Annotated in this window: 9 protein-coding genes; 2 read left to right on the forward strand and 7 right to left on the reverse strand. The window is 44.6% G+C overall.

All coding sequences use genetic code 11. The features are described from left to right. Positions 1–5: 5 nt before the first annotated feature. Positions 6–3,098, reverse strand: a complete 3,093-nt coding sequence (locus tag ACVBDU_RS04815) for a SusC/RagA family TonB-linked outer membrane protein (RefSeq protein ID WP_447178630.1) — start codon at positions 3,096–3,098, stop codon at positions 6–8. 357 nt (positions 3,099–3,455) lie between these two features. Here ACVBDU_RS04815 and ACVBDU_RS04820 point away from each other — a divergent pair, with 357 nt between their 5' ends. After that, entirely contained in the window at positions 3,456–6,323 is a 2,868-nt protein-coding gene (locus tag ACVBDU_RS04820; protein ID WP_447178631.1) for a triple tyrosine motif-containing protein, read from the forward strand. A 20-nt stretch (positions 6,324–6,343) separates the two neighbouring features. Here ACVBDU_RS04820 and ACVBDU_RS04825 read toward each other — a convergent pair whose 3' ends face one another. The 4 genes from ACVBDU_RS04825 to ACVBDU_RS04840 all read right to left on the reverse strand — a co-directional run bounded on the left by ACVBDU_RS04825 (position 6,344) and on the right by ACVBDU_RS04840 (position 11,656). Beyond that, a complete protein-coding gene (locus ACVBDU_RS04825; RefSeq protein ID WP_447178632.1) occupies positions 6,344–7,195 on the reverse strand; it encodes an alpha/beta hydrolase in 852 nt (283 codons plus the stop codon). Between the two features lie 175 nt (positions 7,196–7,370). After that, the gene (locus ACVBDU_RS04830) at positions 7,371–9,434 is read right to left on the reverse strand and encodes a cellulase family glycosylhydrolase (RefSeq protein ID WP_447178633.1); all 2,064 of its coding nucleotides are present in this window, start codon (positions 9,432–9,434) and stop codon (positions 7,371–7,373) included. Positions 9,435–9,698: 264 nt separating this feature from the next. Further along, complete coding sequence (locus tag ACVBDU_RS04835; protein WP_447178891.1) at positions 9,699–10,667, reverse strand: YeiH family protein; 969 nt, start codon at positions 10,665–10,667, stop codon at positions 9,699–9,701. Between the two features lie 92 nt (positions 10,668–10,759). Beyond that, positions 10,760–11,656, reverse strand: coding sequence for a LysR substrate-binding domain-containing protein (locus ACVBDU_RS04840; protein ID WP_447178634.1), 897 nt, complete (start codon positions 11,654–11,656; stop codon positions 10,760–10,762). Positions 11,657–11,850: 194 nt separating this feature from the next. Here ACVBDU_RS04840 and ACVBDU_RS04845 point away from each other — a divergent pair, with 194 nt between their 5' ends. Then, positions 11,851–12,960 (forward strand): redoxin domain-containing protein, encoded by a 1,110-nt coding sequence (locus tag ACVBDU_RS04845; RefSeq protein ID WP_447178635.1) that lies wholly within the window; start codon positions 11,851–11,853, stop codon positions 12,958–12,960. Between the two features lie 84 nt (positions 12,961–13,044). Here ACVBDU_RS04845 and ACVBDU_RS04850 read toward each other — a convergent pair whose 3' ends face one another. Continuing rightward, the gene (locus ACVBDU_RS04850; RefSeq protein ID WP_447178636.1) at positions 13,045–13,623 is read right to left on the reverse strand and encodes a LutC/YkgG family protein; all 579 of its coding nucleotides are present in this window, start codon (positions 13,621–13,623) and stop codon (positions 13,045–13,047) included. Positions 13,624–13,642: 19 nt separating this feature from the next. After that, on the reverse strand, positions 13,643–15,025 hold the full coding sequence (locus ACVBDU_RS04855; RefSeq protein ID WP_447178637.1) for a lactate utilization protein B: 1,383 nt from the start codon (positions 15,023–15,025) through the stop codon (positions 13,643–13,645). Positions 15,026–15,032 lie beyond the last annotated feature (7 nt).

Genomic DNA, 15,032 nt, shown 5'->3' on the forward strand with positions numbered 1-15,032 from the left:
TCTTTTTAAAATTGTACATTAACTCCTACCATCCCGGTTATGGCCTGCGGGTAAAACCCCCGGTCTATACCGAATATTCCTCCCCCGATTTCGGGGTCGAAGCCGCTGTATCCCGTAAAGGTGAGCAGGTTTTCTCCTGTGACATACAGTCTTAATCTTTGCAGGCCTATGCGTTTTATTACGTCCGTAGGTAACGAATATCCCAGTTGTACTGTTTTAAATCGCAGGTAATCGCCTTTCTCCAGGTGAAAATCGGAAGGATTGCTGAAATTCTTATTGGAATCATCCGTAGTTAACCTCGGGAAACTATTGGATGTTCCCGGTCCTGTCCACCGGCCCAAGGCATCATCCTGGTAATTGGCATTGGCAATATCCAGTCGTCGTAATCCCTGGAATATCTTATTTCCGGCAGCGCCCTGGGCAAATATGAGGAGATCAAAGTTTTTATAATTCAGGTTAACCGTAAACCCGAAGTTGTATTTGGGAATGGAACTTCCCAGAAAATCCCGGTCCTCATCGGTAATAGTACCGTCACCATTCAGGTCTTTCCATCGGAAATCACCGGGAGCAGCATTGGGTTGTATAAGTCCTCCATCACTGTTCGTATAGGCTTCGATCTCTTCACGGCTCTGGAATATACCATCGGTACGGAACCCGAAAAACGATCCGTAAGGCTGACCTACCTGCGTTCTTGTAATGGGATAGGTACCGGACTGAATGGTAGCGCCACCTGACAAGTATTCGATATCATTCCCGAGATAGGTTACTTCATTCTCAAGATAAGAGAAGTTGGCGTTTACGGAAATACCAAAATCATTTATAGTCTTGTTATACCCGACTTCCACATCAAAACCGCGGTTTACCATATCGGCTACGTTACCTACGGGACTACCGTTGGCACCAATGTATCCCGGTATACGGACATCCTGGAGGATACCAATGGTCTTTTTTCGGTAAAGATCAAATACCAGGCTGAAATCGTGAAACAGGTAAGCGTCAAAACCTATATTGGCCTGGTTGGTCTCCTCCCATTTCAGATCGGGGTTCGGTGGTGCATCAGGGCTGTTCCCTACGGTTACGGAACCCGAACTACCTACGGTATAGTTCCGGCCGTCACCTATGGTTGCCAGGTAACGGAAGTCGCCAATGGCATCATTCCCGGTAACCCCGTAACCACCTCTCAGTTTAAACTGGTTGAGCACGTTGCTTTCTTTCCAGAAATCTTCTTTGGTAAGTACCCAACCCAGGGAAAAGGAGGGAAATACCCCGTATTTATTATTGGAACCGAAACGGGAAGAACCGTCCCTCCGTACAATTCCGGTAAAGATGTACTTTTCCATATAATCGTAATTGACCCGGGAGAATAACGATGTTACCCGATGTTGAGGGTTTTCGTAGGCAGAGGCATCTATATCTTCTATAGGTACGGTAAAGTTAAAGGACGCGTCTTTATAGCTGTTTACAGGGATGTCGTAGTACGTTACGCTTTCGCCACTGCTAATATTATCTACATATACCCCTTGTCCTAAAAGAATGCTGAAGTTATGATCTCCCAGACTGCGTGTATAGGAAAGTATATTTTCTATATTCCAACCAAATCCTTTCCTGGTATTCCTGCTTATATTATTGCGCTTTTCGGTTGTAGAAGAATTTAAAAAGAATACCGGTGTAAAACTCTCGTCACCCCAATAGGAAAGTTTCCCTCCGAAAGTGCTCCTGGCCTTTAAACCCGGGATAAGTTCTATTTCAACATAAGCATTACCTACAAAATTATCGGACCAGCCATAATTCCCCAAACGGGTCCGTTGATAGGCAAGCGGGTTGGCCATTTCCTGCCCTACCAATCCCGAAATACCGTAAGGGTTGCCACCGGCATTTCTTATGACCCCTTCATTGGTATAAGGCGAATTGTTTATAACAGCCGGATCCGTTTCCACCACCGGGGTAATAGGATCGAGATTTATTGCGGAGCTCAATGGTCCCCCGAACTCACTATTGGTATTACCTATGCCTAATGTTTTTTCCCTGGAATATCCTGCTGTCTGTCCGAAAGTAATGGATTTGGTTATTTTGTGGGTAGAGTTCAGACGAATATTTTTCCGGGTATACCGGGATATATCGGGCATAACAATACCTTCCTGGTCCAGAAAACCGAAAGAAGCAAAGAAGGTAGAAAATTCATTTCCCCCACTAAGGCTGACTTCCTGTCCTGTACGCTGTGCGCTGTTGTTGAAGATCACCGATTGCCAGTCCGTCCCCTTACCCAGGGAGGCCGGATCGTTGAACTGAGGGTTCCCCCCACCGTTTACGGCCGCTTCATTGAGCAATGTGGCATACTCGGAAGCATTTAACAGGTTTAACTTCTTCGCCGGGCCGGAAATACCGGTATAGCCATTATAATTTACCGTGAGTTTACCGGAACGTCCCTGTTTGGTCGTTACGAGAATAACCCCGGCCGCAGCCCTAGCACCGTAAATAGCCTGGGACGCGGCATCTTTTAAAACTTCAATAGAGGCAATATCGGACTGGTTAAGATATCCTATACCTCCTGCGTCTACCACTACGCCATCCACAACCCACAGCGGATTGTTGTTGCCGAAAGTCGTTATACCCCTGATGCGGATGGTCGAAGCCGAACCGGGTTGCCCGGAATTAGCCGCTATGGTCAAACCGGAAGCCCTTCCCTGTAACGCCTGTTCTACTCTTGTAATAGGCAGATTCTCCAGGTCCGATTCCTTTATACTGGAAATAGCGCCGGTAACGACACTTTTCTTCTGTGTACCGTACCCCACTACCACTACTTCGTCCAAAGATTCGGTATCCGGAGATAAGGCTACATTAATTTCGGTCTGTTCGCCTACGGTTACTTCCTTCTGTATATATCCTATATAGGAGATTAGCAGTACGTCTTCCGGAGAAGCCTCCAGGCTGAATTTACCGTCAAAATCGGTCACGGTTCCCTGGGTTGTGTTCCGGATCATTACATTGGCGCCCGGCAACGGAACTCCTTCCTCATCGATCACCGTTCCGGTGATATGATTTTGTGCGGATACGAATGTCGTGATACATGAAAGACACAACCATAAATAGATCTTCATTTTCATAGATGTTACAAAATTGGTTTGGTTAAGAAATTGTGAAATTGTTGTTTCCGGAATCTTGTACCGGAACACCATTGTCAGTTATATATCAGAGCAGGTTAAAACTTTCTGATCCGACATACTTTTTTGGTTAATTATTATTAATTGTGGAGGTAAATTTATAATTTGATAAAATCAAGGGGTATTTTATACATACACTTGAATTACATCAGGCAATAACACAACTACGCATATAGTACGCCACAAAGCATAAAAAATTAATATACAGAAACTTACATTTATTAAAAATTTTATGTTTTTATACGTTTTTTCAATAAAAAAATGTTAATTAGCTTTTTTATCGACACATAAAATATGAAGGTCTTATTTTTATTATTTTTAGTCTTTACCACACAAGTATACAGTCAGGTTCCGGGTACGGACATCTGGGATAATCAACCACGGACCATACACTATTCCAGGGCAGATTTCCAGGCCGATCCGCAATTCTGGACCGCATGCCGTGACAGCAGCGGTATAACATATTTCGGTAATAATGACGGTGTGCTGATCTACGATGGTGAGCGCTGGGAGAAAGTTATCTTACCAAACAATTCCTCCGTACGAAGCCTGTTGTACGCGAATAATGGAAAAATATACGCCGGGGCGTATAATGAACTTGGGGTTGTCAGCAAGGATTCTACCGGGACATACCGTTATAATTCTCTCATAGACCAATTGGACCTCAAGGGCAGTAATTTTGAGAATATCTGGCAGTCACATGAACTAAACGGTACTGTTATTTTCCGCTCTTTTAAAGAACTCATTTCCATCACGGACAACCGGGTAACCCACGTTCCTGCATTTCATTCATTTACATATTCCAATGTCATCGGGGAAACTTGTTATGTCCAGGACAACCGTTCCGGTATTATGGCTTATTCCCCGGAGAAAGCCAGCCTTGACCTGGTATTCCGTCCGGAATCCTACCAGGGTGAAAGTATTGTAGCCATCCTGCCCACGGGAAATAAAAATATTCTCCTGCTCGTCTCCAAAAACGGGCAAGTATATAAAGGAAACATCAAAACCGGGGTTGTAATTGTCACGGGCAGCGCTTTTTCTCCCGGGCACACGGACCAGGTAATCTGTGCCATAAAGCAAGGGCGGGAATACTTGTTGGGTACGCTCAGTTCCGGGATACGTATGCTGAATGAAAACGGCATACCTATAGAAACTTCCCCCGTATACCAGGAAACCCAGAATTCCAGTATACTCGGCTTCCTTCAAACGGATAGGGGCATTTGGGTGACCCTGAACAACGGTCTTGATTTTATGAGTTTTAAAACACCTGTGACCCGGATATTTGACGAGTCTTCCATATATGATATATGCATTTATAATTCCAAAGTATATCTCGCCACAAATAAAGGGGTTTACTTTTGCGATATAACGGAACCGAAAAAGCGTTTCCATTTCCGGAAAATCCCGGAGCTCCAGGGACAAGCATGGTCCCTGAACGTCATTAAAGGACAACTTTTTGCCGGACATGATAAAGGACTCTTTCTTATTCGGGGCGAGGAAGCGCGGAAAATCGGGGAAGAAAGCGGTATATGGAAGATCATCCCTGTTCCATATAAAGCCGATACTTTTCTGGCGTGTAGCTACAATGGGATTTTCCCGGTAACCGAAAAAGAAGGTGTTTACACCATGCATCAAAAAATAAAGGGATTTGACGAGTCTTCACGCGACATCCTTCCCACAGGAGAAGACCATACTTTCTGGGTCTGTCATGGTTACAAAGGCGTATTCCGGATCAGGATCAATGACGATTACACCCGTGTCCATGCCATAGATCATTATACGGACCAGAACGGATTTGAATCTCCTTTCAATATCAATCTTTTCTATTGGGATTCCAAAATTGTCTTTACCACAAACACAGGGATATATACTTTTAATCGGGAGAGCGGTACATTCGAACCTTACGCTCCTCTCAACAATATACTTGATCCATCGCTAAACACACGTAAAATCCTGCAAGATAAAGACACAGCATGGGTGGTACAGGATGATGAAGTAGCTTATTTTAATTATAAGGAAAAAAAACCGATACTGAATAACGAATTGTTCTTGAATATAAAGGGCAATCTCAACCGGGGTATGGAGAGTATTCTGCCTTTGGACGGGTATAAAGTCCTCATAGGATCTACTACCGGGCTCTATCTCTATCGCCTCGGGCAGGGTTCCAAAGAAACGGTGCCTACCCTGATCACAAAAGTATCTCAATACAAAGCACAAAAACAAAAAGTATTGCCGCTAACGGGCTACAGGAACGGTATGGAGCTCCCTGCGGAAACGAACATACTGCGGTTTGAATACACCGCTCCGGAACTCGGTACCTCCGGGGACATTCAGTATAGTTATATTCTGGAAAACATGGATAGCGAATGGTCGGTATGGAGCCCGGTGGCTTTTAAGGAATATACCCATTTACAGCCGGGAGAGTACACTTTTAAGGTCAGAAGCAGGGATAGTGCGGGTAATTCGGGGAATATTACTTCCTATCGTTTTACGATAACGCCCAAATGGTACCAAACCAAGGTGGCACGTATACTTTATATACTTATTGCTATTGGTCTTTTATGGCTGGCCTATATACTCATCCAGCAAAAGATAAGACACGAAAGACAAAAGGCCCGTAATGCCGCCCAGAAATCGAAAAAACTGCTGGAACTGGAAATAGAAAGCCTGAAACTTACCCAGGACAAGGAAAAAATACAACAGGCCAAAAGTATCCTGGAAGAAAATATCCTGGAAAAGAGCAAGGAACTCGCCAACTACACCATGCAACTGGTGAACAAAAAAGATATATTCAACGAAATACAGGAAGACCTTAAAGAATTAAAGGGTCTCGTTAAAACCCAGGTTTCCAAGCAAAAACTACTGGAGATCTTTCAAAAAATACACCAGCATAAAATAGGGGAAGAATACATGGAAGTATTTGATGTGAACTTTGAAAAAGTACATCACAATTTCTTCGAAAGACTAAAAGAACTTCACCCGAAACTGACCAAAAGAGAATTGAGGCTTTGCGCATTCATTAAAATGGACCTTACCAACAAGGAAATATCCCCGCTGCTCAATATTTCCGTCCGGGGAGTGGAAACGGCAAGGTACAGGGTGCGAAAAAAACTGGGAATTCAACATGAATACAACTTCCAGGAATTCCTCAATAGCTTATAAACCGGTGAGGGAAGTTTTTTCTACTTCCCTTTTATTTCTGCCGTTCGTTCGGACACTTCACGGATAAGCAAAGGCAGGGCGGGTTTTACCATGTTATGCCCATAGCCTTCCAGTTCATATAGTTCCGTGTTCTCATGTCCCGCGAGCTTCATCATCCGCAGCAGGTAGGCATTTTCTTCATATCGCCCCAGCATTTCCATCTCCCGGTCACCGGTAATCAGCAGCATAGGAGGGGCATCAGGACGTACATGCCATAACGGGGCAAAACGGTCTACTACAGGCTGTACATCTTTAATACCGTTTTCTTTTCGGATGTTAAAATGTGTAATGGCCTGCCCGCTGAAAGGTATGATCTCCGCGATACTGTCAGCGTCTATACCGTGAATATTAAGATACTGTTTGTCCAGTGCAGTGATCATAGCCAGGTATCCCCCTGCGGAATGCCCGGAAACAAAAATAAGGTCAGGGTCACCTCCATAGGCTTCGATATGTTTGAAAACCCAGGCAATTGCGGCAGCAGCGTCTTCGATACACTGTACGGATTTTACTTTGGGAGAAAGCCTGTATCCTGCACCGATAACGGCAAAGCCATTATTTTTCAGGTCTTCCGGGATCTCTTTGCTTCCCCCGGTAAGCCCGCCACCGTGAAACCATATCACCGTAGGGAAGTTTTTCTCGTTTTCGGGATAATACACATCCAGTTTACACATCTCCCGGACATAGGCATCTTCAGATCCGGAGGAATCCGGGTAATAAAGTACATCAGGTTCTATGTTGTATGTTGTCTGGCTGATCGCAGAAAATCCTCCTAAAACAAAAAGGAGGATAAAACAGCTATTCCGGAACAGACCGTCCGGTCGGATATTTTTCATGATTTTTATTTTGATCTGGTGTTTTACTGTTCCCGGAACATTCCGGGAACAGTAGCTAGTTTTTGTCAAGCGCTAAAGTAGCTAATATAATTCTTCTTCTGTAAACCGAAGTATAAAAAGGAGGCATCTTTCCTACCTGTATGCCTTCCTCTTTAAAGGATATTAGATTAGCTTATCACTGCACCATTATCTTTTTAGAAAAATTTCCGTCGGCAGTATTCAGTTTTAGTATATAAACCCCTTTCCGGACGGTGCCGGGTAACTGCAACTTCATGTCTGAAGTGTCTCCGTGGAGTTTCCGGGTCATCACCTGCTGGCCTTCTATGGTAAAAAGGCTTGCCGTGATGTCTTTATTCTCTTTCCCCATACCGATAAACAGGTTTCCATCCGCCACCGGGTTGGGATAAACCTTTAACAGAAATTCCCGGGTATTTTCAGGATTGGCCTCTATTCGTATTCCCATACCTTCCGTGCCGGATGAGACGAGGCCGAACTCAAATTTTTCCCAGTCTCCGACAGAAGGACGGTCGCATAACATAGGATTTTCTCCGTTCTCCGAACTTACATACATGCCGTTACCCCCACGCAGAGCTATAGTGGCGTCCGGTTGAGGCAGCCATTCAAAAGCTTCCCAACCTCCTATAGATGTGCGATTACATAACAGGGGCGATTCCCCGTTCTCCGAGCTTACATATTGATTATTGCTCCCTCTAAGGGCCACTTTACCATCGGCAGTCCCTACGACAGTAAACACTTCCCAATCCCCGGCCGAATCGCGGTTGCACGTCATGCCGGATTGTCCATCCTCAGAACTCACATATTTACCGTTATTGCCCCTTAGCCATATGGTTTGCCCAACAGGAGGTTCTTCCGGGGAATTTCCGGGACCGCAAATACTTGTTCCCGGGGCGGGCAGGTCCTGTGTCACTGTGGCAATGGTATTGGTATTGGGAATACAATTTTCGAACTTTATACTTTCCAGCACACCTGCCATAACCGATGCTCCGTCAGTCGGATAATTACCTCCTATCCGCATAAGGGCAGCATTTTCGGCAACGTCAAATCGCTTATATGTCCAATGACACCAGCCTATTCCTTCCGTATCCAGTTTTTCTATGTTTTGCCGCAACCACTGGTTGTTATTCTCTCCTGTTTCCCCTACCCATACCGGGACGTTGTGGGTATCCCTGAAGTTCACCAGGTTTGCCATACGGTTAATCTGGTTAGGATTGGGGTCGGCTACCCAATCGTCCGCTTCATCTATCCAGTACCTGTGCGCATTGTATACCAGTCCCCAGTTGGGAGAGAATGTAGAGGGCTCCATATAATCATAATTATTCCCCCAACCATTCCCTTCTACCATAATCATATGATTATCGCCATTATTCCGTACCGTAGTGATAAGACGCTGCAATAGTGCATGTATGACCTGTCCTCCACCGGGAACCTGGTTGGGTTCGTTGATAAGATCATAGAAAGCAATGCCCGGTTCGTTGATATAGCGTTGGGATATCCGGTCCCAAAGACGATCTGTTACATCTTGAAATACGGGATACAACCAAAGATTGTTATCGTGGAATATATCTGCGATATTCTTATCTGCTCCCTGTCCTCCGGGGGCGGCATGCAAATCGAGTATAACGTACATCCCGTTATCTTTACACCAACTCAGGAGATTGTCAATCATACGAAAGCCTTCCAGTTCCGGATCATTAAAAAGCTGGTTATTATCGTACCACAGCCGGAGGGAATCCTTGTAAATGTCATGGCCGTAATTAATATCGTTTATGACATTATTGCGGATAGTCCTTTGCGCGGAACTGAGAAACAATTCGTAATGCATGGGAAGGCGTACGCTGTTAAAACCCAGGGAAGCGATATAATCTATATCGGCTTTTGTGATAAAATTATTCCGCCATTGCTGGTAAAAGTTTTCTACCTGTTCGGGAGTCTGTCCTTCGTCATAATATATTTTTTTCATCTGCCATTGTGGCCCGGGCGGGCATCCCTGGCAATTCTGCGGGTGCAGCATATAGCCTTCCTGCAATGCCCAGTTGCCCAGGCCAACGGAGCGCAGTACAACATTCTGCCCGGTAGTTGCATTGACAATCTGCTTGCCGTTTACTTCCAGCCAGCAGGATTGGGCATGTATCAAAGGTATGCTCCAAAAGAGGCACAATACGGAGAACAGCAGTTTCAGTACCTGCCTGTACATTCTAAAAGGTAAAATCGGGGACATAATACATTGTTATATCGGGTTAATAATTCTATAAGATATCGCATTAAAAAGATTATTTTAATATCGATAAATCATTTTTAAAGCTTTGATTTTATCAAAAATACAATCATCGCTTAATTATTAACACAGTTCCGTACACGTCTTGTTTACTTCTCCCGGTATTTTTCACTACGTCTTTTATACGTCATGGCTCGGATCTTCTCCTCTTCACTGTCATCTTTTTCCAAGAGAACTCCTATACTTCCTACCATAAAACATGTCTTGTCAGTTCCCGAAGGAAGTAATCCCAAAAAGAGAAAAAGCTGAGATGACCAGCCAGAGTATACATCCCATAATAAACAATTTAACGCCAACGGTGCCTACCACTTTCCTGGTAAGCCCGCATCCGATCAGAAATAAGGTAAGTGTCAGTCCGGATTTGGAAATATTCACGATATAAGGACTTATATGCCGTACAAAAGGGACATAGGTATTTAACAACATAGCCAATACAAACAGTCCTATAAAATAAGGGATGTGCACCTTTCTTTTACCCTTCCCGAACATTACGGACGAAAGCAATGCCACCGGTACTATCCACAAAGCTCTGGCCAGTTTTACGGTGGTGGCCACCTCCAGTGCTTCAGAACCGTATTTTGCAGCCGCGCCTACCACAGAACTGGTATCGTGAATAGCTACGGCGCTCCATAAACCAAAAGAACCCTGTGACAACCCCAGCAAATGACCTATGGCCGGAAATATGAACAGCGCTACGGAATTGAGAATAAATACAACTCCGAGCGCTACGGATATTTGTTTTTCTTTTGCTTGTATTACCGGCGCTACTGCGGCTATGGCGCTTCCTCCGCATATGGCAGTGCCTATGGCCACGAGATATGCCGTTTTCTTTTCTATTTTAAGCAACCGGCACAACACAAAACCGAGAACCAACGTTCCGAAAATGGATATTACAGTGAGCAGTATACCTTCCTTACCCGCTTTTAAAGCACTGTCCGCCTGCATACCAAACCCGAGGCCCACAACGGATACCTGCAATAAAAGATGGGAAGCTTTACTGTTTAAATGCATATACGGGTGCCCTATAAACCAGGCTGTCATAACCCCCAAAAGCAAAGCAACGGGAGGAGAAATCAGGGAAGACAGGCAAAGTATAACCAGCGTTATAAAAACAATTTCACGGATGCTAATGTGCTTGTCAAAAAACCGTTTCGTATAACTACCGGGATGAACCATTTCACTTTTTGACTTCCTATACATAATAAATGATTTAACTCTGCAAAATTGCTAATCTTACAGAAGTTCCGGAAATCACTAATGGGTATGTATTATAACTTGTAGTTATGACGGAGGGCAAAATCCATAAAAAGACCGGAAAGGATATCGGTTTGTCCCTGCAGTTGGACAAAATAAAAATAGCGTTCTATTTCCAATCCCTTTACATCTATAATACTACAGGTATCGTTCCGCAATTCATGGAGAATGATATAGACGGAAAGAAACGCCAGGCAATCGGAATGCAGCAGGTATTCCTTGATACTTTCACTACTGCTCAACTGCATTACCAGGTTGAGATCGGAGATTTTCACACGGGTTTCCCCAAGGGCATGTGCTATAACATCGAGGGTTCCCGATCCCGGTTCGCGCATGAGTAGCGGTAACGTTTTCAATTCCTCCAGATCAATCATTCCTTTTCCTGCAACAGGGTGATCTGCAGAACCAGCCAGTACTATTTCATCTTTGATAAAGGGGGTATATTTTAATACGGGAAGTTTGGAAAAGCCTTCGGTTATTCCCAGGTCTGCTTCCTTATTCCTCAAAAACATTTCCACCTGTTCCGTATTTCCTACGAGGAGTTCTATTTCCACATCCGGATATTTTGCCCGGAAACCCGGCAATACCCGGGGCAGGATATAATTGGCTATTGTGGTGCTGGCACCTATCCGCAACTTACCGGCGTGTTTTCCGGACAAAGCATGCAGGTCGGTCTCCAGTTTACGGTATATCTCGAAGATCTGCTCCGTGCTCCGCAACAGTAGTTCACCGGCATAGGTCAGTTGTATCTTAGTACCGTTACGATCAAACAACTGTATCCCGTATTCCGCTTCCAATGCTTTTATGTGTTTCGTGACAGCCGGTTGCGAAATATAGAGTTCACGGGCTGCCTTCGTAAAATTGAGCCTTCTGGCGACCGTATGAAAAACCTTTAAGCGAAAATCAAGCATAATGTAAAAGTATAAATTAAAATTTGTTCCCTTGTCATTTTCATCCCGTCCCGTGAATATACTGCCATGAGTGGAAATACCGTTTTTCTGTAATTGTCATTATTCACGCCCTTTACTTAATTTTATCCTAAACATCACCGTTTTATGACCGGAAAGTTTAACTTTGCACATAAACCTTTTAAAATTACAGATTAATGAAAAAGATCGGCGTATTATTTTTTATGGCGCTTATTGCTGCTTCCTGTGGAAAACAGAGCAAGGACAGCTACACAATTACCGTTAAAATAGACGGTATGGAAGACGGCAAGCAGGTGTTCATGAAAAAAGCAGATGAAAACAATCAGCCGGTGGATGTAGATTCCACAAAAATACAGAGCGGGGAATTTACTTTTTCCGGCAAAGCAGATGCTCCGGAAATTCACTTTATCCTCATAGATCAGGTAGGTAATATTCCAGTTATTGTTGAAAACGGAGATATTGAAATAGAAGCATATAAAGACAGTCTCAACTTTTCCAAAATGGGAGGTTCTCCGTCCAATGATGACTTTTATGAGTTTATTTCCGGCACACGCGATATAGGCGAAAGAATAAACGCCCTCCGCCAGCAAATGATGAAAGCTTCCCAGGAAAGAGATACCGTAACTATTGCAACACTGCAGGATACTTACGGTGACATACAGGAAGAAGCGAAAGAATACGAAGTGCATTTTGTAGAGGAGCATACCGACTCTTATATTTCTGCCCTGGTACTGGAAAAAATGCTGATGTCCCAATCACAGACCCCGGAAGAGATCAAGGAATTACTTTCTTCCCTGTCTGAGGACGTAAAGAAAACCGCGGTTGCACAAAGGATAGCTACGCAAATAGAAACCCTTACCAAAGTATCCATAGGCTCCCCGGCCCCGGAATTTTCCGCTCCAACCCCCGAAGGAGAAGTCCTTGCGCTTAAAGACGCCAAAGGAAAAATAACTATTATCGACTTCTGGGCAGCCTGGTGCAAACCTTGCAGGGCAGAAAACCCGCACGTGGTGAAACTTTACGAAAGATATAAGGACCAGGGACTGAGCATCATCGGTGTCTCTCTCGACAGAAAGAAAGAAGACTGGGAAAAGGCCATTGCCGAAGATCAGCTTCCATGGCACCATGTTTCCAATCTTAAATTCTGGCAGGACCCTATTGCACAACTTTACAATGTAAAGGCCATACCCGCAACCTTTATACTGGATGCGGAGGGTAAAATAGTAGCTAAAGACCTTCGTGGAGAAGCTCTGGACACCAAACTGGCCGAGCTTTTTGAAATGTAGACCTCAGTATAGAAAAGACCTGAAAAATAAAAGGCTGTCTCTTTTTTACAGGAGATAGCCTTTATTTTTTTTATAATCTTCCGGTTAATACAAAATGACAGCCAGTTCTTTTGCTCCCTGTGCACCCTTTACCAGGGTCTGCTCTATATCTGCCGTTTTCGAAGCCCCTGCCATAAAAAGACCGAAACCAAAAGGAGGATTCTCCCCAATCCTTTCATAGGCCTGGTGCATCGTAGGCAGCAGGCTATCGGCTTTAAGCAGAACCACTATCCTTTCCGGAATAAAAGCGAGTAAACGGGAATTCAGTTCTGTATCCGTAAGCCATAAAGCGGCATTCTCTGCAACTCCAAACAACGCTTCAGTAATAAATACTCCGGGCATCTTATCTTTTTCAAAAGGGAACTGTTCATCGAATATCAGGGGATATTTTTCCTGAAATCCGGGAACAGAAGACTGTATATTGTCCCCTTTGCTCCAATTTTCTATAGTATCGGTCACCGTGTCAGCGGTTGCAAGAAATACCTCCGTGCCCGAAGCTTCTGCCACACTTACAAACTCTTCAACAAGTGTCCCTGTTTTATATTGAAGATCTATTTCCGGTCTGGGAAGGGGTTCTCCGACAACGCTTCTCAAACTGCTCAATATTCTTTCCTTACTGTTCATAGCCTAAAATTAACCGGTTTTACGAATCTTCCTGATTTTTCTTGTACCACTGCCGGAAACTCTCTTTGGGAACTTCCGGGAATACTCTTCCCTTTTTACCATTCGGCAGATTCGTATTCCACGGGTTCATACCGGATTGTAAAACCCCTTTGGGTACCCATCGGAAAACACTTCCGGCCAGATCGTATTTTTTCCGGCTCGTCAGTATATTGCTTCCTATTTGCATTCCTATTTTCTTGGATATATCCGGAGCGGTTTCGTCCGTCAGTTTCTGTCTCCACCGGTACAGGAGTCCGGCCAGATCAATTTTAACCGGGCACACATTATTACACGATCCGCAGAGTGTTGATGCAAAAGGAAGGTCCTTGTTCTTTTCCTTTCCGTAGAAAGGAGCCAGTACGCTACCTATAGGCCCCGGAACGGTATGATGGTAAGAATGTCCGCCCGAACGTCTGTACACCGGGCAGGTATTCATACAGGCACCACAACGAATGCACCGCATGGCCTGCCGGAACTCCGGGTCGGCAAAAATATCGGTACGCTTGTTATTGACAATAATAATATGTTCTGTGGTTCCCGGACGTGGTTTCCGGTAGTGCGAGGTAAATACGGTAACCGGCTGCCCGGTTGCGGAACGGGCAAGCAGGCGGGTAAAAACAGCCAGTTCATCATATCCGGGGACCAGTTTTTCCATGCCCATACAATGTATTACCGTTTTTTTGCTGTGTACTCCCATATCCGCATTGCCTTCATTGGTGCAGACAACTACCGCCCCGGTTTCGGCAACCCCGAAGTTAACCCCGGTGATGGCCGCATCGGCCCTTATAAAATCTTTACGCAATGCTTCCCTGGCTACCGATGCCAGGTAATCGGGACTGGCATTGCCTTTCTCCGTGTTCATTATTTCATGGAACGTATCACTGACCTCTTCTTTTTTCAGGTGGATAGCAGGGACCACAATATGGCTGGGGTGTTCTTTACGGAGCTGTACGATTCTCTCCCCGAGATCCGTATCCACCACTTCAAAACCTTCTTTTTCCAGGTATGGGTTCAGTCCGCATTCTTCCGTGAGCATCGACTTGCTCTTTACTACCGATGTAGCGTGGTTTTCTTTAAGTATTTTAGCGGTTATTTCACGAAGTTCCTTATCATCCCATGCCCAATGCACCTGCATACCGTTCTTTACCGCATTTTCCTCAAAGGCCTGCAGGTAATCCGGTAAGCGGGAGAGGGTATGGTCTTTAATATCGGCGGCAGTAGAGCGCAATTTCTCCCAGTCTTCAATGGTATCCCGTTGAATATCCCGTTTGGCCCTCAGAAACCACAGGGCATTGTTATGCCAATCCGTTTTATCGGACCCGGTAATAAAATCTTTGCTCAGGTTTGCATGTGTTCCTTTCATAATTCGT

The sequence above is a fragment of the Sinomicrobium endophyticum genome, assembly GCF_052983315.1.